This is a genomic window from Staphylococcus sp. GDY8P94P, assembly GCF_017892255.1.
In the GTDB taxonomy this organism is placed as follows: Bacteria; Bacillota; Bacilli; order Staphylococcales; family Staphylococcaceae; genus Staphylococcus; species Staphylococcus cohnii.
Genome location: NZ_JAESKU010000008.1, coordinates 20,095 through 40,286, shown reverse-complemented (window position 1 = coordinate 40,286; position 20,192 = coordinate 20,095). Strand labels below are relative to the sequence as shown.

20 protein-coding genes are annotated in these 20,192 nt (G+C 32.7%); 10 read left to right on the top strand and 10 right to left on the bottom strand.

Features of this window, described 5'->3' with window-relative positions; genetic code table 11:
- Nucleotides 1-23 precede the first annotated feature (23 nt).
- Nucleotides 24-554 (bottom strand): hypothetical protein, encoded by a 531-nt coding sequence (locus KA926_RS04665; protein WP_210143681.1) that lies wholly within the window; start codon nt 552-554, stop codon nt 24-26.
- A 256-nt stretch (nt 555-810) separates the two neighbouring features.
- Here KA926_RS04665 and KA926_RS04660 point away from each other — a divergent pair, with 256 nt between their 5' ends.
- The 3 genes from KA926_RS04660 to KA926_RS04650 all read left to right on the top strand — a co-directional run bounded on the left by KA926_RS04660 (nt 811) and on the right by KA926_RS04650 (nt 2,746).
- On the top strand, nt 811-1,725 hold the full coding sequence (locus KA926_RS04660; protein ID WP_107385270.1) for a bile acid:sodium symporter family protein: 915 nt from the start codon (nt 811-813) through the stop codon (nt 1,723-1,725).
- A gap of 180 nt (nt 1,726-1,905) precedes the next feature.
- Entirely contained in the window at nt 1,906-2,544 is a 639-nt protein-coding gene (locus tag KA926_RS04655; RefSeq protein ID WP_210143680.1) for an HAD family hydrolase, read from the top strand.
- 10 nt (nt 2,545-2,554) lie between these two features.
- A complete protein-coding gene (locus KA926_RS04650) occupies nt 2,555-2,746 on the top strand; it encodes a hypothetical protein (RefSeq protein ID WP_107385268.1) in 192 nt (63 codons plus the stop codon).
- Nucleotides 2,747-2,822: 76 nt separating this feature from the next.
- Here KA926_RS04650 and KA926_RS04645 read toward each other — a convergent pair whose 3' ends face one another.
- From KA926_RS04645 to KA926_RS04635, 3 genes are all read right to left on the bottom strand, one after another.
- Nucleotides 2,823-3,008: a hypothetical protein gene (locus tag KA926_RS04645; protein WP_210143679.1), complete on the bottom strand. Its 186-nt coding sequence runs from the start codon at nt 3,006-3,008 to the stop codon at nt 2,823-2,825.
- On the bottom strand, nt 3,005-3,364 hold the full coding sequence (locus KA926_RS04640) for an SND2/TMEM208 family protein (RefSeq protein WP_210143678.1): 360 nt from the start codon (nt 3,362-3,364) through the stop codon (nt 3,005-3,007). Before KA926_RS04640 ends, KA926_RS04645 begins: the two co-directional genes overlap by 4 nt.
- A gap of 111 nt (nt 3,365-3,475) precedes the next feature.
- Nucleotides 3,476-4,306 carry a formate/nitrite transporter family protein gene (locus KA926_RS04635; RefSeq protein WP_210143677.1) on the bottom strand — a complete coding sequence of 277 codons (831 nt, stop codon included), beginning with the start codon at nt 4,304-4,306 and terminating at the stop codon, nt 3,476-3,478.
- 250 nt (nt 4,307-4,556) lie between these two features.
- Here KA926_RS04635 and KA926_RS04630 point away from each other — a divergent pair, with 250 nt between their 5' ends.
- Nucleotides 4,557-5,945, top strand: a complete 1,389-nt coding sequence (locus KA926_RS04630; RefSeq protein ID WP_210143676.1) for an amino acid permease — start codon at nt 4,557-4,559, stop codon at nt 5,943-5,945.
- A 226-nt stretch (nt 5,946-6,171) separates the two neighbouring features.
- Entirely contained in the window at nt 6,172-7,611 is a 1,440-nt protein-coding gene (locus KA926_RS04625) for an alkaline phosphatase (protein ID WP_210143675.1), read from the top strand.
- Nucleotides 7,612-7,721: 110 nt separating this feature from the next.
- Here the strand turns inward: KA926_RS04625 and KA926_RS04620 are convergent, their stop codons facing one another.
- The 5 genes from KA926_RS04620 to KA926_RS04600 form a co-directional block, all read right to left on the bottom strand.
- The gene (locus tag KA926_RS04620; RefSeq protein ID WP_107385089.1) at nt 7,722-8,597 is read right to left on the bottom strand and encodes a MurR/RpiR family transcriptional regulator; all 876 of its coding nucleotides are present in this window, start codon (nt 8,595-8,597) and stop codon (nt 7,722-7,724) included.
- A 3-nt stretch (nt 8,598-8,600) separates the two neighbouring features.
- On the bottom strand, nt 8,601-10,040 hold the full coding sequence (locus KA926_RS04615) for a PTS transporter subunit EIIC (RefSeq protein ID WP_210143674.1): 1,440 nt from the start codon (nt 10,038-10,040) through the stop codon (nt 8,601-8,603).
- Between the two features lie 43 nt (nt 10,041-10,083).
- Nucleotides 10,084-10,971, bottom strand: coding sequence for an N-acetylmuramic acid 6-phosphate etherase (gene murQ, locus KA926_RS04610; RefSeq protein ID WP_210143673.1), 888 nt, complete (start codon nt 10,969-10,971; stop codon nt 10,084-10,086).
- Between the two features lie 6 nt (nt 10,972-10,977).
- Nucleotides 10,978-12,027 (bottom strand): MupG family TIM beta-alpha barrel fold protein, encoded by a 1,050-nt coding sequence (locus tag KA926_RS04605; RefSeq protein WP_210143672.1) that lies wholly within the window; start codon nt 12,025-12,027, stop codon nt 10,978-10,980.
- 96 nt (nt 12,028-12,123) lie between these two features.
- Nucleotides 12,124-12,453: a hypothetical protein gene (locus tag KA926_RS04600; protein WP_019468335.1), complete on the bottom strand. Its 330-nt coding sequence runs from the start codon at nt 12,451-12,453 to the stop codon at nt 12,124-12,126.
- A 115-nt stretch (nt 12,454-12,568) separates the two neighbouring features.
- Between KA926_RS04600 and KA926_RS04595 the strand changes: the two genes are divergently transcribed.
- Nucleotides 12,569-13,300, top strand: coding sequence for a CPBP family intramembrane glutamic endopeptidase (locus KA926_RS04595; protein ID WP_210143671.1), 732 nt, complete (start codon nt 12,569-12,571; stop codon nt 13,298-13,300).
- A 31-nt stretch (nt 13,301-13,331) separates the two neighbouring features.
- On the opposite strand, the gene KA926_RS04590 is transcribed toward KA926_RS04595, so the two are convergent.
- Nucleotides 13,332-14,024, bottom strand: coding sequence for a helix-turn-helix transcriptional regulator (locus KA926_RS04590; protein ID WP_210143670.1), 693 nt, complete (start codon nt 14,022-14,024; stop codon nt 13,332-13,334).
- A gap of 529 nt (nt 14,025-14,553) precedes the next feature.
- Here KA926_RS04590 and KA926_RS04585 point away from each other — a divergent pair.
- The 4 genes from KA926_RS04585 to KA926_RS04570 all read left to right on the top strand — a co-directional run bounded on the left by KA926_RS04585 (nt 14,554) and on the right by KA926_RS04570 (nt 20,115).
- On the top strand, nt 14,554-15,345 hold the full coding sequence (locus KA926_RS04585; RefSeq protein WP_210143669.1) for an inositol monophosphatase family protein: 792 nt from the start codon (nt 14,554-14,556) through the stop codon (nt 15,343-15,345).
- A gap of 122 nt (nt 15,346-15,467) precedes the next feature.
- The gene (locus tag KA926_RS04580) at nt 15,468-16,427 is read left to right on the top strand and encodes an LCP family glycopolymer transferase (protein ID WP_348634176.1); all 960 of its coding nucleotides are present in this window, start codon (nt 15,468-15,470) and stop codon (nt 16,425-16,427) included.
- Nucleotides 16,428-16,696: 269 nt separating this feature from the next.
- Nucleotides 16,697-19,651 (top strand): formate dehydrogenase subunit alpha, encoded by a 2,955-nt coding sequence (gene fdhF, locus KA926_RS04575; protein WP_210143668.1) that lies wholly within the window; start codon nt 16,697-16,699, stop codon nt 19,649-19,651.
- Nucleotides 19,651-20,115: a helical membrane plugin domain-containing protein gene (locus tag KA926_RS04570; protein WP_107505042.1), complete on the top strand. Its 465-nt coding sequence runs from the start codon at nt 19,651-19,653 to the stop codon at nt 20,113-20,115. The genes fdhF and KA926_RS04570 overlap by 1 nt, the downstream gene beginning before the upstream one ends.
- Nucleotides 20,116-20,192: the final 77 nt, after the last annotated feature.

Below are 20,192 nucleotides of genomic sequence, written 5' to 3'. Positions count from 1 at the left end.
GTGATAACGTGCATGAGTGTGCTTTAAGAAATTCTAGTTTTATGCATTAAACGTGGTTGATAGGTCGCACTATAAATATCAATGTTATGTGTTGCGATAGCGTGAATTAATTTAGAGAATGCTGTAGGTGAACAAGAAACGTTGATGGTATTTCGATTGAAGGTATAAACAATAGTTTCAGTGTGATTGAGTAAATTCATAATATCGATAACTTTATCTTTAATAAAAGCATCGTGAAGGCCGTCAACAGCGATTTCGAAACGTTTAGATGATAATAGTAAATGATCTAAGTCTAATAGTTCATGTGCATGATTATTTTCTAAAATTTGATAGATTAAATAATTGTGGAAACTGAGAAAACTAATTAAATAAGGTAGTTGTTGCTTAGGTAAATTCACTTCTAAAGCATATAAATGATTATTTTTGAAAATAGTAAACTTGAAGGATTTACAAAAGTGTACTTGTTTCAAAAGTTTTAACAAATTTTTGCGGATATGACGTTTATTTAAACCACTGATGTTTAATACAAACGTTTCAGTTTTATCTAAAAACATATTATACCTCCATATCTATATAAAGTGACATGCGTATATTAAAAATAATATTCTACTGCACTTAAAATTGTACATGTTTTAAATTCTATTAAATTGTACCACTCTTTTTAAAAGAAGACACTAGGTCTTTAGAACGAAGTATAAAATTTTTTAAAAGTTACAAATTTTGAATTCATAATATTTAGAAAATTCTGTTGTTTCAAGGCTTAAAGTATGATACATTCTTCTTTATTAATACAGAGAGGGAAGTGTTTAGATGTTATCAAAAGTAAGTAAGTTTGCAACGAATACGTTCTTAGTATGGATGCTTATTGCAGCTATCATTGGTTTTATATTTCCAACGCAACTTGCTACTTTAAGTAGTTGGGTACCTTATTTACTAGGGATTGTTATGCTAGGTATGGGATTAACTATAGATCCTAAAGATTTTAAAATTATATTTCAAGCACCTAGATCAGTAATTGTCGGTGTGATATTGCAGTATACAATTATGCCTTTAAGTGCATTTTTAATTGTCAAACTGTTTCATTTGCCTCCAGAAATTGCTATTGGTGTGATTTTAGTTGGATGTTGTCCGGGTGGTACATCTAGTAATGTTATGAGTTACTTAGCAAATGCAAATGTTGCTTTGTCAGTAGCTATTACTAGTGTTTCAACATTGCTAGCTCCATTTTTAACACCAGCTTTAATATATTTATTTGCGCATGAATGGTTGCAAGTTTCATTTATTAGTATGTTTTGGTCAGTAGTTCAAGTCATTTTAATACCAATAATCATTGGTTTTGTACTCCAAAAAGTATTTAAGAAATTTGCTGATACGACTGCTACTGCATTGCCAATTGTTTCTGTTGTAGCTATTTCATTAATACTTGCGTCTGTAGTTGGTAGTAGTAAAGCACAAATTTTGGCCACTGGTTTACTTATTTTTGCGGTTGTCATTCTTCATAATTTGATTGGATATGTATTGGGTTATACATTTGCCAAAATCTTAAAATTAGATCGACCGGATAAAAAAGCAGTATCAATAGAAGTAGGTATGCAAAACTCAGGATTAGCAGTTTCTTTAGCCACAGTACATTTTAATCCATTGTCTGCAGTGCCAGGGGCGGTATTTAGCTTAATACATAATATTACAGGACCAATTCTTGCAAAATACTGGAACAAAAGGTAAATATAACTGATTTTTGGTTGAAATTAATAAGGAATTCATAACTAAGATGAAAACATTAATATTTTTGTGTTTTCATCTTAGTTTATTTTATCTGAGGCGATGGCAGGCTAGAGGGACGGAAAGTATGATACACTGACAATAATTTGATTTTATCTTGTTTATTTTAGAGGAGGGTACTGTATGTATCGCGCAGTGATATTTGATTTTGATGGAACAATTATTGATACAGAAAAACACTTGTTTGAAATAATAAATAAACATCTAAATCATTATGGTTTGGAGGAAGTTAGTTTAGATTTTTATCGACAATCCATCGGGGGATTGGCTTCAGATTTGCACCAGTACTTGGAGGCTCAACTCGGACAGGAACGCAAGGAAGCAATTTATCAAGAGCATAATGAAACAAGTATACATTTACCGATTGTTACGCATATGAAACAACTTATGGATTATTGTAAAGTGCGCCATATACCAATGGCTATTGCGACAAGTAGTTTTAGAAACGATATTCAACCCACATTCGAGCAATTGGGGTTAGATACGTATATCGATGTTGTTGTTGGAAGAGAAGATGTAGAAGAAATAAAGCCAAGTCCTGAACTATATTTAACAGCAGTTCAAAGATTAAATTATAACCCAGTTAATTGTTTAGCCATAGAAGACTCAGTCAATGGGGCAACCGCTGCGGTAAATGCTGGTTTAGATGTGATTGTAAACACGAATGATATGACGGAAAAACAAGATTTTAGTAACATAGCCTATGTAGGTAAAGATTTATCAGGTACAGCTATCATTGAAAAATATTTTGAAAAAAAGTAGAGGCTAGTGTATGAATGGATATTTAATTCTATTTTTTTTAGGTGGTCCAATTGTTTTAGCAATAGGAAATTTAGTTTTAGGTCCAATCTTTAATAAAAAAGTTCCGTTAAAGATACAATTTCGCTCATTTATGGTTGGAAGTCTTGTTTACTTATTGGGAGCTTTGGTTTTATATTTTCTTGTTTTACAAAATCAATTTTAATTTAAAACCCCTTATTTTGACATTGAAAAAAATGTGTCGATAAGGGGTTTTTGTAATATAAGATGAAAATGATAGACTATTTTAAAAATTGAAGTATTAGTGTCACAATAACTAACACGAGTAAAATAGAATCAATACCTACCATAATTGCAAAACGTGGATTTTTTTCTCCAGTAGCTTTAGATTTTTTTACAGCTTTTAAATTAGGAATTAAACTTACGCTTAATAAAATGATAACAATAATACCAATGAAAATGCTCACGATTTATCACCACCGTTTTTATGATTATCTATAAATTCCCATAGATAACCTGCTATTATACCAATGATTAGGCCGGTTATAATACCGATTTTCAGAGCAGAAAACATAGCACTGATAATGATAGCAATTAGTAGAGAAATAGGTAAAGTAATACCAAATTTATATTTTTGTTCTGGTGAATTTACAATAGTAAAAATTAAGTAATATAGTATCCCGAATACAACAATCGTAAGTAAACTTTTTAGCACTAAATTTCTGGCAGAAACATCACTATCACTAAAATAATTGATCAGGAAAAATAATATGCCAAATATAATTGAAACTGTGATTGTTCGTTTCAATAGATGTTTATTCATATTGAACTCCTTTATAATAAAATCTATTGAGCATTATATCATATAAAATTAGGAACTATAACTTCATAAATACTAGACTTCAACTTTTAATTACAATAACTCAAGCTGCAGTTAATGAATTTTGTTGTTTTGATATTGCTTATGATCATTTAAATAAGCATAGAACAAGCCTATAACTAAGCCACCACCGATATAATTGCCAATACCTGCACCAAGCAAATTGATTAAAGCTGGTATGACTGAAAGGACGTCACTTTGATATACGAGGCCGCCTGCGAATAATACAGTATTATAAACAACGTGCTCATAACCCATAAATGCGAAAATTGATACACCAAACATCATGACGAACATTTTTGCTAGAACATCGTCTATTTGCATAGCTATTACAAAGGAGATGTTTATAAAGAAATTAGCAAAAATACCTTTTATTAGAATGGCGACAAAACCTGCAGTTAGTGTTTTATGGTCGATTGTAGCTTCTAATTGTTGCATCATCTCAGGAGTCATTATATCTGAGGAACGTATCAATAAAAAGAATATTAATCCACCTAGAGCATTACCAATAAAACAAAGTGTAAAAATTTTAAAAACGCGGAATGGCGAAATGACTCGATAATAAAGTCCTACTGTAAAATACATGAAGTTACTTGTTAATAATTCGGAATTTGTAAAAAGTATTAATACTAAAGCAAAACTGAATGCAATCGCACCGACTAAATTTGTAACACCCATTGGCACATCAGATGCTAATGAACCTTTAATGAGTAAGACAAAAACTGCTATCACGCCTAAGATAAATCCAGCCATAATGGCACGTAGCAGATAGCGTCTTAAATAAAAACTTTGCAATATATCTTTGGCTCGAATTGTCTCTACGACATGATGGACCCAAGCTTTACCATAAAAAACTTTATCCCATTTTATGTTTTTTTCATTCAAAACTTTATCCTCACTTTCTATTAATTAAAAACTGCCGATTAATTAACTAATATGAATATTTAATTGTTCGCTATAATATCGAAAATAAAATTTACATTGCGTTTTCTCACAAAATAATCTAAAATAAAAACATATGTAAGGGCTTACATAAATGAAAAATAATTGTTTTAATTTTTAGAATTTATAGTATAATAGCGTCATAATAAGTGAATTATTATCACTTATATTTGAATGAGATGGGGTTTGAATGATGAATGAGAATAACGAATTACAAAGGGGACTAGGTGCACGTCAAATGCGGATGATAGCACTTGGTGGAACAATTGGTGTCGGACTCTTCATGGGGGCGACAAGTACAATCAAGTGGACAGGACCTTCAGTAATATTTGCATATTTAATAGCAGGCCTGTTTTTATTTTTAGTGATGAGAGCTATGGGGGAAATGGTATATTTACATCCGACCTCAGGTTCATTTGCAAACTTTGCAAGTGATTACATAAATCCAGTTGCTGGTTATCTGACAGCATGGAGCAATATTTTCCAATGGGTTGTTGTAGGTATGAGTGAAGTTATCGCCGTTGGAGAATATATGAATTATTGGTTCCCTGATTTACCACAGTGGATACCAGGTATTATTGTAGTATTATTGTTGGCAGGTGCTAACTTAGTATCAGTTAAAGCATTTGGTGAATTTGAATTTTGGTTTGCAATGATCAAAGTAGTAACAATTATTTTAATGATTATCGCAGGATTCGGTTTGATATTCTTTGGCATTGGTAATGGAGGAGAAGCTATTGGACTCTCTAATTTATGGTCACATGGTGGCTTTATGCCTAATGGTTGGATAGGATTCTTCTTTGCACTTTCTATTGTAATTGGTTCTTATCAAGGTGTTGAATTAATTGGTATCACTGCTGGTGAAACTAAAGACCCGCAAAAAAATATTAAAAGTGCGGTTAATGGTGTTATATGGCGTATATTAATATTCTATATCGGAGCTATCTTCGTTATTGTAACTGTTTATCCTTGGGATGAATTAGGAAATATCGGCAGTCCATTCGTTGCAACATTTGCAAAAGTAGGTATTACATTCGCAGCAGGACTCATTAACTTTGTAGTTTTAACGGCAGCGATGTCTGGATGTAATTCTGGTATATTTAGTGCTAGTCGAATGACGTTGAACTTATCTCAAAAAGGAATGTTACCTAAGTTTTTCCGTAAAGTTATGAAAAATGGTGTTCCTATTTGGACAGTAACTGCAATAGCAATTGGTATTTTAATTGGGGCATTATTGAACGTTATTTTGCCTTTATTCATTAAAGGCGCGGACAGCATTTTTGTTTATGTATACAGTGCCTCAATTTTACCAGGTATGGTACCGTGGTTTATGATATTAATTAGTCATTTAAGATTCAGAAAAAATCACAGTGAAGAAATCAAGAATCATCCGTTTAAAATGCCAGGCGGTGCAATAACAAATTATATTACAATGGCGTTCTTTATCATGGTGTTAATAGGCATGTTATTTAATAAAGAAACAGTTGTTTCAGTTGTTATTGGTATCGTATTCTTAGGTTGTATGACATTGTTCTATTACCTGAAGGGCTATCATAAATTAAGTGATGATAAGCAAATTTAAATAGTAAAACAAAACGTAAAACAGTAGGTCGTTTTATAATCAACTTTTAAAAAGCCATAAATGATATATTAACTTGTATCATTTATGGCTTATTTTGTTATCGACAATATCGTAAATGTGATTACACTAATGTTTTACAAAAAATTAACAATATAAAAATACTCACTCAAAACTCGTGCTTTAGAATAAAGCTGAGGTCATAATACATATCTAAAGGAGTTATTATATGAAAATACTTAATAAACTAGCTACTGCTACAATTGCAGGGACAATTATTGCCGGTTCATCATTAGGGAGTGGACAAGGGATTTATGCAGCTGGGAAAAAAGATGAGACTAAAGATTCAAATCAGAATTCTGATGTAGCTTACATGGGCAATACAAAAAACCCTAAAAACGTCATCTTTTTAGTTGGTGATGGTATGGGACCTTCGTATAATGCTGCTTATCGCTATTTTGCAGACAATCCTGATACTAAAGAAATGGATCAAACTGCTTTTGATAAATATCTAATAGGTAGTCAGCGTACAAATCCAAATGATCCAAAAGAGAATGTTACTGATTCTGCAGCCGGTGCAACCGCATTTAGTTCAGGACAAAAAACATATAATGGTGCTATTGGTGTCGACGCTAATAAAAATAATGTTAAAACGGTTTTAGAACAAGCTAAAGAAAATGGTAAATCAACTGGTTTAGTATCTACTGCTGAAATCACAGATGCTACACCTGCTGCATACGCTTCACATGTAGATGATCGTGATAAAAAGGATGAAATTGCTAAACAATTTTACAATGACAAAATTAATGGCAAACATAAAGTAGATGTACTATTAGGCGGGGGCGCTGAGTATTTTGGTAAAGATAACGGCAACTTAAAAAATAAATTTAAAAAAGATGGTTACGATGTAGTTACTAATAAAAATGAACTACAAAACTCTAAAAATAAACAGGTATTAGGATTATTTGCAGATAATGATATGCCGTTACAGATAGACGCACCAGATAAAAATCCAAAATTAGTGGATATGACAGATAGTGCTGTAAATAAATTAAAACAAAATGACAAAGGGTTCTTTTTAATGGTAGAAGGCGCTTCTATTGATAAATCAGGCCATCCAAATGATGTAACAGGGGTAATGTCTGAAATGTCTGGATTTGAAAAATCATTTGAATATGCTATGAATTATGCAAAAGACAATCCAGATACGCTTGTGGTAGCTACTGCAGATCATTCTACAGGTGGTATGTCTATAGCGAAAGGTAAGGATTATGTTTGGAATCCAGATGCTATCCACCAAATGAAACATTCAGGTAAATATATGACTGAAGAAATCAGTAAGGGTAAAAATGTGGAAAAAGTGATTAAAGATGGCTATGGTTTTGAAGTTTCACAAGATCAAATTGATAAAATAAAAGAGGAAGCTAAAAAACTTAAAGATCTTAAAAAAGACGAAAAAGCATATGAAAGTCAATTACAAAAAGTTCAAGATGCTGTACAAAAACCGATTAATGACAAATCTCATACTGGTTGGACTACAAATGGCCATACTGGAGAAGATGTAAATACTTATGCATATGGTCCTGGTAGTGATAAATTTAAAGGAAATATTGATAATACTGATAATGCCAAAAATATTTTCGACTTTTTTCAAAATGATGTAAAATAATGTTAACTTCAGATTAAAAAAAGAGAACGACCTAGAAATCCTTTATAAAAACGTGATTTCTAGGTCGTTCTTATTTATTATGTTATTTAAAAAGTGATGTTAGCATTGTTTTAGTGTTTAAATTGGATTTTAGATAAATGTTTACGGTAATTATCAAGTGCCATTTTTGACTGTGTGATTGAATCCAATGAGCGTTGATAATTTAAAGCAATAAATCGATAATACAGAATATCTACAGTAAAAAGTTGCGCAAACAAAGATGTTGTTGCGGCCATGCGCAGTTCATTTTCATCTGTTTGACCGTAAATTAAAGTATAATCAGAAATTTTAGCTACAGGGTTATTGTTCGAACTCGAGATCGTAATGATAGGTATATTATAGTCGGTAGCAACTTTTGCCATAGATTGCATTTCACTATGACTACCTTGGTTGGTCACAAAAATAATACAATCTTGTTCATCATGTGTAGCCATAGTAGTCATTAATAAATGCGTTTCTTGTATTAAGCGCACATTTAAACCTATGCGAGACAATTTTTGATATAAATCTGTGACAATGACGAGTGATGCGCCATAACCAAATAAGAATATAGTACGCGCATGTTTCAATGTATCGCAGATGTCATCGATATGAGGTTGCTCAATTTGTGACGCAACACAACTCATTGTGTCGGTTGCTCTAGCTAACATTTTAGATTTGATAATATCGACTGATTCATTATCAATTAATTCCATATGATTATTGTTAATTGCATCTTCAGGCAAATAACGTGAAATTGTAATTTTAAGTTCTTGAAAGCCTTTTTCTGTGATTTTCTTGCTAAAACGTACAATTGAAGCAGTACTTGTATTAATTTCATTTGAAAGATCTTGGACAGACATATTAATAATACGATGCGGTTCATTTAAAATAAAATCAGCAATTTTCTTTTCACTTTTTGTAAAAGTTTCATAGATATTATCAATTTTATAAAGTACGTTGGTCATAGTTTAACCACCTAAGTTATCAGATTCTCTCATTGATTTTGTTGTACCTAAAAAGAAGGTGAAGAGGAAACCACCGATGTAAGCAGCGATTAATCCTGCAATATATCCTAAGTACATATGATCTGAAATCAAAGGTAACAATGAAATACCACTTGGTCCAATAGCATTGGCACCGATGTGTCCAATACCACCAACTACTGCGCCACCAATACCTCCACCAATACATGCTGTAAAGAATGGTCTACCAAGAGGTAACGTAACCCCATAAATTAAAGGTTCACCAATACCGAGGAAACCAACAGGAAGTGCACCTTTAATTGCATTTCTCAAAGTAGTATTTTTCTTACATCTTACCCAAAGTGCTAATGCGGCACCAACTTGTCCTGCCCCTGCCATGGCAGCAATAGGTAATAAGTAAGTAGCACCAGATTGATTTATCATCTCAATATGAATAGGCGTAAATATATGATGTAATCCTAACATAACTAATGGTAGGAAGAAAGCACCAATGATAAAGCCACTAAAGACGCCACCGATATCAATAACACCATTGACTACGGATACTAAACCATCAGAAACAAAGCCAGCTAATGGCATGATGATAAAGATTGTTGATAAGCCGATAACGAACAAAGTAATCGTAGGTGTTACGATGATATCTATGGCATTTGGTACAATTTTATGTAATCTCTTTTCTACGAGACTTAATAACCAAACTGCAAAGATAACACCTATTATACCACCTTGTCCTGCTTGTAAAGGTTCACCTGTGAAAATATTAGTAATCATATTTTCTTCCGTTAAACCTGTTAATAACGTTGTCCCTCCAATAACACCACCTAAACCTGGTGTTGCACCAAATTCTTTTGCAGCGTTTATACCCGTGAAGATTGCTAAATAAGCTAACATACCATCTTTAATTACATTAAAAACAGTGACAAGTTGTGTGATCCAGGGGCCAGATATGACCTCGGCCGCAAGTAAATTGCTTAAAACTGCACCAATACCACCAATTAAACCTGCACCAATAAATGCTGGAATCAATGGAATAAATATATTTGCGATTGTTTTTAATAGTTTATTGAACTTACCACGTTTTTGTTTGCTTTGAAAAGCCGCCTTGTTTTCTTTAGCTCTTGCTTCAGTTTCAGCTTTATAATTTTTATCATGGTGTGAAATGGTTTCACCTAAACGCACACCACTCATTTCAGATATATGGTCAGCTACCTTATTAACTGTGCCAGGCCCAACGACAACTTGTACACGGTCGTCTTTGACCACACCTATAACGCCGTCAGTAGATTTTAATTTATCATAGTCAACTTTATTTTCATCGTGCACTTTAATTCTAACGCGCGTCATGCAATTTATAACATTTTCCATGTTCTCTAAACCGCCAACTGCATTTACAATGTTTTTTGCAAGTTTTTGTTCTTTAGTCATCGTAAAACCCTCCAATATACATAAATTATTTTAAGTACTTGGTTTAATCTCTGATTGCTTGCTTAACGATGTGATTATTATTGTCTAAACGCTGTATTGCGTCTGCTTTTGATGTATCACACATATGCATAACGATAGCAACTTTAAGGTTATGATCTGCGGCATTATATAGCTTCTCAGATTGTTGATATGATGTGTCGCAGATATCTTGTACGATGCGTATAGAACGGTCAATTAATTTTTGGTTTGTAGCTTTTACATCGACCATGAGATTATCATATACTTTACCGGCACCAACCATTGTGATAGTTGAAATCATATTAAGTATCAATTTTTGTGCTGTTCCTGATTTTAATCTAGTGGAACCTGTTAATACTTCAGGGCCTACATTTACTTCAATTGCTTTTGTAGCTATTTTACTTATTTTAGTATTTGTATTGCATGCAATCGAAACGGTATGTGCACCAATGCTATTTGCATATTTTAATCCTCCGATAACATAAGGTGTATTACCACTTGCAGCAATACCGATCACAACGTCTTTTTCATTAAGGTGAATATGATGTAAATCTTCTTCTGCCAAAGAAGTGCTATCTTCAGCACCTTCAACAGCAACTGTCATTGCTCTTTGACCGCCTGCAATTAATCCAATCACTTCATCTGGAGACGTATTGAAGGTGGGGACACATTCAGCAGCATCAAGCACACCTAATCTTCCACTCGTTCCAGCACCCATATAAATTATTCGACCACCAGCTCTAAATTGTTTTGTCGTGATTTCTATGACTTTAGTTAATTCTGGTATGATTTTTCTAATTTGTTGAGGAACCTTTTGGTCTTCATCATTCATTGTTTTAAGAATTTCTGTAATAGACATTTCATCTAAATGCATTGTAGCTTTATTTCTGGATTCAGTAGTTAAATCACTCATTAATTTCTACTCCCTTGTTTTAATAATAAATTTAAATGTATCATTTGGCTTCATGCAATGAACCAATCTGCGCTCAGACTCACAAATTTTACCTATAACATTAACATGCGGATGCGCTGGTAAGTCAGCTTTCAAGAGTTGTAATTCTCCTTGGTAGCGTCCGTTCAGTTTATTATCAATTGTCACAGTACCCGTGTCTCGATTTGTCGTATTAAAAGTATTCATTTCACTTGTACAATAGTGTCTAGCTTCTTGTGATCGAATTACATCTTGTGGGTTGTCTGGGCGTACAGTGTGCGTTTGCTGTAATATTGTAGTCGCTTGAATATCAAATAAATCAACTGTGAATGTGAATGTTCTATGGCATAATACATTCATTAATTGTTCGTCGAGTGGCGTATTAAGTTTAGAATCGCCAATCAAAATTTGCGTTGTCTGATGATCTAATAGTAGTTGTGCGCTTTCAATAGGGTGTTGTGTTCTTGTTGATTCTATAGTTGGTAAACCTTTAAATAAAGGTCCACGTTTTGTTGTACCTGAGATAAAACCGTAAATTGTTGCGTTTGGATTATACTTTAAAATTAGTGAGTTTTGATGATGTACAAATTTAGTTGTTAAACCTGTATCTGGACGTGGGTAATAATTATGGCAGTAACATAAATGCGTAAAGTCTTCGAGTTTTTCATAGAGTTGTTGAAGTAGTGATTCGGAAAGTATGCTTGCATTTAAGCAACAGTCAAAACCGTGTTGAATGATGTCATTAATAATTTCTATAGAAGTACTGTGATCAATACGAATCATAAATTGAGCATGATGATATGATTGCAGGAATTCATAAAAAGAATGATTCAGCAATGAAGGATTGATATCAATCATATACGTAAGATGTTTGTCTGATAAATAATTTAAAAGTTCTCCCAAATAGCGATATTTAGATGCTTCATCTTCCTCTGGAATTTGAACAGATGTGAAAATGGTAGTATATCCTAAAGCAATCATTCGTCTAATATACGATTTATCAATGGGTTGTCCTAAATAAATGGAAAAGCCATGCATGTTATCACTCCTATATTGCTGTAATCGATTTCATTTTACAATACATGAAAAAGTATTACAATTTTAAATTTAAAAAAATATCATTTTGAAATATTATTACAAAAATGTTTGTAATAACTTGTGTGTTTCTAATAATTGATTTTGTAAGGTATCAAGATACTTAATTGTATTGCCGATAGTGAGTTCTTCAATAGGGTTCTGATCATGTATTAAAAGGAATTGGTAATAATTATAATGTGGCAAAGAAAAGCGTTGTAAGGATATGTCTGAGAATAGGATGAGCTCGTCTTCAATAAATTGTTGGATATCTTGTTTGTATTGTTGTTTCTTTTTATTTTGAGTAACGATGGCAAATTTATATGTTTCAATTAAATTGAGTAGTTTATGAATGTGTTGAGCGAGTTGATGATATTCTAAGTTATACATAAAACGCATCCTTTCATATAAAATTTAAAATGATGAATATGATTTTCTGGAATTGTTAAGAATGGTAGGATATACAATATAAAATTTAAAATGATTTTAAAGGGAGCTGTTGAAAGTGGAAAGAACAAAATATCGTTTTAAAGATATTGTGTGGAAAGACTTTTCTCTGATTGCGATTTTAATTGTAAGTATGATTGTTTTTACATTGGTTGGTATTTTATTTAGTTTCGTTTATGTAGATCATTTAACAGAAAAAATAGTGATAAAGTTAAGTGTTGTTATACAACTACTCTCATATGTTGTCACTGTGTTTAGTTTTTATTTTTTACATAGTAAAGACTTTAAAATGCATTTGAAGAAAAATACAGCATTTATAAAGCAACATTATTTATTTCTGATTACAGTAACAATTATAATGATGATTTGTAGTGCAATTTATAATATGACTATGCAAATGTTACCTGATGACATTGGTTTTAATGAAACTCAAAACGAGCTAGAACTAATGAATTTGTTTGATCAACCTTCATTTTTGCCATTTACATTTTTATTGATTGTAATTGGAGCGCCATTAGTGGAGGAAATATTTTTTAGACATTTACTGATAGGTGAACTAGGGAAGAAATTTAATGCTATTGTTATGGGGATTATTTCAGCTATTCTATTTTCATTAATGCATGTGATGGGAGCGGAATCTCCATTAGAAATAGGGAGTTATATAATTTTAGCAATTGCTATGGTATATGTATACATCAAATCAGGATTTAAATTAATAGCAAGTGTAAGTATACACATGCTTAATAATTTAATTTCATTTATTTTTACGCTTATTACGTTATATACATAATATGAACCTTTGAAAAAATCCCATTGAGTTTTTAGGACTCAGTGGGATTTGAAAACTGTTGATAGTTATTGATAGTAATATCTTGTGTTTTTATTTTTTTCTCAAAAGAATATGAAATATCATGGATATCAACAATAGGTATTTCATTTGTTTTACCGAGACCAATTTCAAAAATAACTGCTTTCCATAATCCGTCTGTACATAATAATCCGATAAAAATTACATTTTCAGTAATAATGTCGTCATCTTTATTATACTCCATTGCCATCACATTTCGTTCAGTGCAATAGATTAAAACCTCTGAAAAGATGGGTGGCAAGTCAACATGTGTTTGTTGATTAAATTTTATATACCGGTCGAGCTTTTTAAGCGCACGTCTCATTTTCGTATAAGGTAAATTTAAACATTTTTTTATAATTGCGTTTATCTCTTCTTTATATGGAAGTGTTGTATATGATTGACTTTCATTCAATACTAAGAATAAAGCAGTAAGTTGATTGTCAGTTAATTCGAGCTCATAACTATTAGGCGTTTCTTGAAGTTGATAACCGCCTAATTTGCCATGTTTTGCTAGAATTTTTACCCCTTGATCTTCTAAATCTTGAATATCTCTTAAAATCGTACGTTTCGATACATCTAAGTCTATCGCAAGTTCTGAAGCGGTAATTTGCTTATTTTGCTGTATTGCTTGTACCAATTTATTTTGCCTTTCGCGTTTATTCATTAGAAAGTCACCTCCCAAATGATTACATATTACATTCATTATAGCATAAAAGTGACAATGACGACATTTATAAAGTTTTAAAAAAAGTTATAGAAAACGCTTACATTTTCTGATTGTTTATGTTAGTATAATAATTAGTAACAAGGGGGTAGCGAAAAGATAACAAAGGGGTAGGCTATTACATATAGTTTTGTTAATATCTTTTTCGTACGAGTTACTAAGCAAACATCTTCAATATTTATTACTTACTTTCCTTTCTATTTAGAGGCTGGGGCAAATTAATTGTCTCAGCCTCTTATCGTTTTATTGGATTTCATCTTTGTCAGGATGATTGCAATGAAATGATTTTAAAATAAATTCGATTTCAGTCCTATTCCTTTATTTATGGTATTGAGTCTATATTGAACAATAATTAATGGTAAAGGTTTGTTACTGTAATTATATTTATATGATAAAATAAAACAAATTATACATATTAAATAATTAAAATGAAAAAAATTTATTGATTCGTTTAAAGAGGGGGTCTCAAATGAATAAAGAAGCGTTATTAAACATTGATAATTTAGTAAGAGATTGGCTAACAACATTAGATGATATTATTCCACAGTTAATCAAAGAAATGGTTACTTCAACGAAACAAAATCGATTTGATTTAGTGACCAATGTAGATAAATCTATTCAACAAAATTTTGAACAATTTTTACAGCAACATTTTCCAAACCACCAACTCTTCGCTGAAGAAAAATCAAATGATGACATCTTAGCAAAAAAAGGACATGTATGGGTCATGGATCCGATTGATGGTACTACAAATTTGGTTAAGCAACAAGAAGATTATTGTATTATTTTGGGCTACTTTGTCGATGGGGAACCTACACTATCATATATTTATGATTATCCACACGGCAAGCTTTATAAAGCAATCAAAGGGCAAGGCGCATATATGAATGGTAATTTATTGCAACAGCCTGAAGCTATTCAATTAGAAGATGCAATTATTTCATTTAATACATTGGTGATGAATGATGATACGATTCATGAACTCAATGATGCTTCTTTTGGATATCGTTTCATTGGTTCATGTGGTTTAGATTCCGTGCGTGTGATTTTAGGGCAATTTGGTGCGCATGTAAATACTAATCCCAAACCATGGGATATTGCTGCACAGTTTTTATTCGCTGAAGAATTGGGATTAAAAATGACGACATTAAATAATACAACTTTAGATTTTGCGAAAGCAGGACCTTTTATTATTAGCAACAAAGCTTGCCATAAAGAAATGTTGACGATTCTAAATTCAGGATCTGGATATCAAAAATAATTATTTAAAAATATTAATTATTTAACAATAGGTCTTAAGCACCATGTTCATTAAATAAGTTTACTATATAATTTATAATTAACTGAAATAGAAAATCGAATATAGAATGGAGAATGAAAAAGGTGAATCGTTCTAACAAATATAATAAAAAGAAAATGGGGTTGCCCACGAAAGTATTTTTGTGGTTCTTGGGTATATTGCTAATCTTAGCAATTTTAGCCGTTGTTTATTTAGGGTTTAAAATATTTTCTGTTGGTGGGGCAATACATAACCCATTAGATAGAGAGAAATCATCTTTGAGAGAAGAAAAAGCTAATCTTAATAATGGAGATCCTTTTACGATTGCTTTATTTGGCGTAGATTCAGATGCTAAAAGGGATGCCGAAGGTGGGGGTCAACGTAGTGATACGATTATGGTGTTATCTATCAATCCTGAGAAGAAATCCTCTGAAATTGTGAGTATACCTAGAGACACTCAAGCGGATATTGTAGGTAAAGGTACAACTGAAAAAATTAATCATGCGTATGCTTATGGTGGGCCTGACATGGCTGTGAAGTCAGTAGAAAAACTATTGAATGTGCCAATAGATCACTATGCAACGGTAGATATGGACGGCATGAAAGATATGATAGATACCGTGGGTGGTATTGATGTCACTAGTAACGCTACTTTCTCATATGATGGATTCCAATTTAATGAAGGACAAAAGTCTCATATGGAAGGAAAAGAAGCAATGGCGTTTATAAGAAGTCGTAAAGAAGAAGGCGCTGGTGGCGACTTTGGTAGACAAGAGCGTCAGCAATTAGTGATACAAGGTCTAGCCAACAAATTAACGAGTATCAGTTCAGTTACACATTTTAATTCGTTGATGAATCACGTTGAAGACAATGTGAAAACAGATTTGACTTTAGGAGAGTTAAACAAAGTTAGAGGTAATTATAAAGATGCAAACGATAACGTGCACCGTCATCAATTAGAAGGTCAAGGCGGTATACAAGATGATGGGCTTTATTACTTTATACCTAGCCAAAGCTCGTTATCTGAAATAGAAAGCGATATAAAAGATAATTTAGGTATTTAATTTAATAAATACACGCAATCAATTACATTGGTTGCGTGTATTTTTGTTTTTGTCATTAAAATAATCAATACTCAGCGAAAATGTTTAGCACTATAAAATAATATTTATATTAAGCAGGCGAAAAATAGTGGAAAGCCTTAACATTTTATTGATTTACATATACAATATAAATAACATTACCAAAAAGTGTGGGGCTTTTAGGATGGAATGTTATCAAACATCTTTGATTCATAAACATGGGCTTTATAAAATTAATAGGGGTGAATAGTATGCAAGAACATTTAATTATTACATTAGATGGCAAAGATTATCTTGTGGAACCCGGCACAAACTTACTACAATTTATTAAATCACAAGATACGTTTGTACCTTCTATATGTTATAACGAATCGCTTGGTCCTATAGAAACTTGTGATACGTGTACAGTAGAAATAGACGGTGTGATGCAACGAGCTTGTAGTACGACGATAGATAAACCAATGATTGTTAATACACAAAATGATAATGTACAAACAAGTCAAAAAGAAGCTTTAGACCGTATTTTAGAAAAACATATGCTTTATTGTACAGTATGTGATTATAATAATGGTGATTGTGAAATTCATAATACAATGGATCAGTGGGGTCTCGAACATCAAACATATGAATACAAGGAAAAACCATATGAAAAAGATTATGGTCCATTCTATCGTTATGATCCAGACCAATGTATTCTATGTGGACGCTGTGTTGAAGTTTGTCAAGATGTCCAAGTCAACGAAACTTTAACGATTGATTGGGAACGTCAACAACCGCGTGTCATTTGGGATAATGATACAACAATAAATGATTCATCATGCGTTGGGTGTGGTCAGTGTGCGACGGTATGTCCTTGTAACGCAATGTTAGAAGTCAATATGGAAGGTAACGCTGGCTATATGACAGATTTAGAGCCAGGATCACTTGCTGCGATGATTGATTTAACTAAAAAAGCAGAACCAGGTTATGGGCCGCTATTTGCGGTATCTGATTCAGAAGCAGCGATGCGTGAAGAACGCATCGAAAAAACTAAGACTGTATGTACATATTGCGGTGTTGGTTGTTCATTTGACGTTTGGACAAAAGGTAGAGAAGTATTGAAAGTACAACCTCAACACGAATCTCCAGCAAACAAGATTGCAACATGTGTGAAAGGTAAATTCGGTTGGGATTATATTGATTCAGAAGAAAGATTAACTAAACCATTAGTACGCAAAAATAATCAATTCGAAGAAGTAGAGTGGGATGAAGCACTGCAAGTGATTTCTGAAAACTTTAACAAGGTAAAAGCTTCTCACGGCTCAGATGGTCTAGCATTCATTTCTTCATCTAAAGCGACAAATGAGGAATCATATTTAATGCAAAAACTTGCGAGACAAGTGATTGGTACAAATAACGTGGATAACTGTTCTCGTTACTGTCAAGCCCCTGCAACCAAGGGATTATTTAGAACAGTAGGACATGGTGGTGACTCTGGTTCAATCGAAGATCTTGAAATCGCTGACATGGTTGTTTTAATAGGGACAAACACTGCAGAAGCGCACCCAGTCATCGCTTCTCGTATTAAACGTGGACATAAATTATATAATAATACTTTAAATGTGTTTGATATACGTAAACATGAAATGGCTGAAAGAGCTGATAACTTCTATCAACCTAAACCAGGTACTGATTTAGTATGGTTATCAGCTGTGACAAAATATATTATAGATAACGACCTACATGATAAAGCTTTTGTTGATGAATGGGTAAATGGCTTCGATGAATATCATAAATCTTTAGCACCATATACGATGACATTTGCCGAAGATACAACAGGTATTTCGCAAGAAGCGCTCATTGATTTTGCGCATCAAATGGTTAATGCTGAAACAGTGTCAATTGCCTGGGCTATGGGTGTAACACAACAAGATATTGGTAGTGACACGTCTACTGCAATATCCAACTTATTATTAGCTACTGGTAACTATAGAAAACCAGGTACTGGTGCATATCCGCTTCGTGGTCACAACAACGTACAAGGATGTAGTGATATGGGAAGTATGCCTGATCAATTCCCTGGTTACCAAAAAGTGGCAGATGATGAAATCCGCGCTAAATTTGAAAGAGAATATGGTGAAACATTACCAAGTGTTCCTGGTAAAGATAACCATCAAATGATGGAAGGCATTCATGCAGGTGAAATTGACGCTTTGTATTTATATGGTGAAGATACAGGTATCGTTGATTCAAATATTAATTATGTACAAGCTGCACTAGAAAAAGTTGGTTTTTTAGTCGTACAAGATGAATTTTTCACTTTCACTGCTTCATATGCAGATGTAGTACTACCGGCATGTCCATCACTAGAGAAGACGGGTACTTTCACCAATACTGAACGTCGTATTCAACGCTTATATCAAGCGCTTGAACCTAAAGGTGAATCAAAACCAGACTGGGTCATTATCCAAGATGTAGCTAGAACATTAGGTTATGATTGGAATTACACACACCCAAGTCAAATTATGGATGAAATTGCTAAATTAACACCATCTTATTCAGGTGTTAATTATGACAGATTAGATGGATATAATAGTTTACAATGGCCTGTTGCTGAAGACGGCACAGACCAACCAACATTGTATTTAGATGGATTTAACTTTGAAGACGGTAAAGCGAATTTCTATCCTTTAACATTTGATAATTTCTTTAAAGTTAATGAAGAATACGATTTACATGTTAACAACGGACGTTTATTAGAGCATTTCCATGAAGGAAATATGACATATAAAGTACCAGGACTTGCATATAAAGTTCCTCAACCGTTTGTAGAGGTATCTCCAGAACTAGCAAAAGAAAGAGATATTCATGAAGGGGCAGAGGTTAAGTTGATTTCAGACAGTGGTGAAGCTGAATTGATTGCACATGTAACAGATCGAGTGAAAGGCAAAGAAATTTATATTCCATTAAATAACAATGCCATGATTAATGGCGATCAAGGCGCTATTAACTTATTGACAAACAGTGATGTGGATAAAGATACAGATACACCCTCTTATAAACGTACAAGTTGTCGTATGGAAGTTAAAACACGCAGAGGAAAATCACCATTGAACCCAACAAACTTCCGAGTAAATAAACAAAGACAACCACAGTATAGTGTACGTGTTGAAGACAAATGGAAACGTGATGATTACACTTTCCCAGGAAGTCAGGTGAATAAATAATGGCTGAGAGAATAACGAAAATTAAACGCATGCAAAAGTCTGAAGAACAAATTAAACAAGAAAGTTTAGCAGAAGTTACCGATGCAATTGCAGCAAATAAAGATAGTATCATGAAAGCTATTAATATTATTAGCACGTTAGACGATGCCAAAATACTAGATGCGCTATCAGGTATCGTCAATAGTCGAGGTGTTATCGCTAATAAATTCGCAGTTGAATTAAATAAAGAACAATACACAGGATTGATTACCAATATGGCATCACTTGTTTTCCTTTTAGGTGATTTGAATGTCAACGATTTGAGCATTATGTTAAATAAAGTAAATAAAGGCTTAAGTGTTGCAAATCAAGCTAGTCCAAACCAAAAAACATCTATTACTGGTTTAATGAGTGTACTTAAAGATGATGAAATGAATCGTAGTTTAACTTATATGTTAAATATGCTCAGAGGTATGTCTAGATAATAAAATGAAGTGCATATATTATATGAAAAAGCTCTTATTGTGAATTTTATTCACATAAGAGCTTTTTGCTATTATAA

Excerpts from the sequence above, each read along its gene's own strand:
- KA926_RS04665 (WP_210143681.1), bottom strand. The coding sequence starts at position 554 with ATGTTTTTAGATAAAACTGAAACGTTTGTATTAAACATCAGTGGTTTA.
- KA926_RS04660 (WP_107385270.1), top strand. The coding sequence starts at position 811 with ATGTTATCAAAAGTAAGTAAGTTTGCAACGAATACGTTCTTAGTATGG.
- KA926_RS04655 (WP_210143680.1), top strand. The coding sequence starts at position 1,906 with ATGTATCGCGCAGTGATATTTGATTTTGATGGAACAATTATTGATACA.
- KA926_RS04650 (WP_107385268.1), top strand. The coding sequence starts at position 2,555 with ATGAATGGATATTTAATTCTATTTTTTTTAGGTGGTCCAATTGTTTTA.
- KA926_RS04640 (WP_210143678.1), bottom strand. The coding sequence starts at position 3,364 with ATGAATAAACATCTATTGAAACGAACAATCACAGTTTCAATTATATTT.
- KA926_RS04630 (WP_210143676.1), top strand. The coding sequence starts at position 4,557 with ATGAATGAGAATAACGAATTACAAAGGGGACTAGGTGCACGTCAAATG.
- KA926_RS04625 (WP_210143675.1), top strand. The coding sequence starts at position 6,172 with ATGAAAATACTTAATAAACTAGCTACTGCTACAATTGCAGGGACAATT.
- KA926_RS04620 (WP_107385089.1), bottom strand. The coding sequence starts at position 8,597 with ATGACCAACGTACTTTATAAAATTGATAATATCTATGAAACTTTTACA.
- KA926_RS04615 (WP_210143674.1), bottom strand. The coding sequence starts at position 10,040 with ATGACTAAAGAACAAAAACTTGCAAAAAACATTGTAAATGCAGTTGGC.
- murQ (WP_210143673.1), bottom strand. The coding sequence starts at position 10,971 with ATGAGTGATTTAACTACTGAATCCAGAAATAAAGCTACAATGCATTTA.
- KA926_RS04605 (WP_210143672.1), bottom strand. The coding sequence starts at position 12,027 with ATGCATGGCTTTTCCATTTATTTAGGACAACCCATTGATAAATCGTAT.
- KA926_RS04600 (WP_019468335.1), bottom strand. The coding sequence starts at position 12,453 with ATGTATAACTTAGAATATCATCAACTCGCTCAACACATTCATAAACTA.
- KA926_RS04590 (WP_210143670.1), bottom strand. The coding sequence starts at position 14,024 with ATGAATAAACGCGAAAGGCAAAATAAATTGGTACAAGCAATACAGCAA.
- KA926_RS04585 (WP_210143669.1), top strand. The coding sequence starts at position 14,554 with ATGAATAAAGAAGCGTTATTAAACATTGATAATTTAGTAAGAGATTGG.
- fdhF (WP_210143668.1), top strand. The coding sequence starts at position 16,697 with ATGCAAGAACATTTAATTATTACATTAGATGGCAAAGATTATCTTGTG.
- KA926_RS04570 (WP_107505042.1), top strand. The coding sequence starts at position 19,651 with ATGGCTGAGAGAATAACGAAAATTAAACGCATGCAAAAGTCTGAAGAA.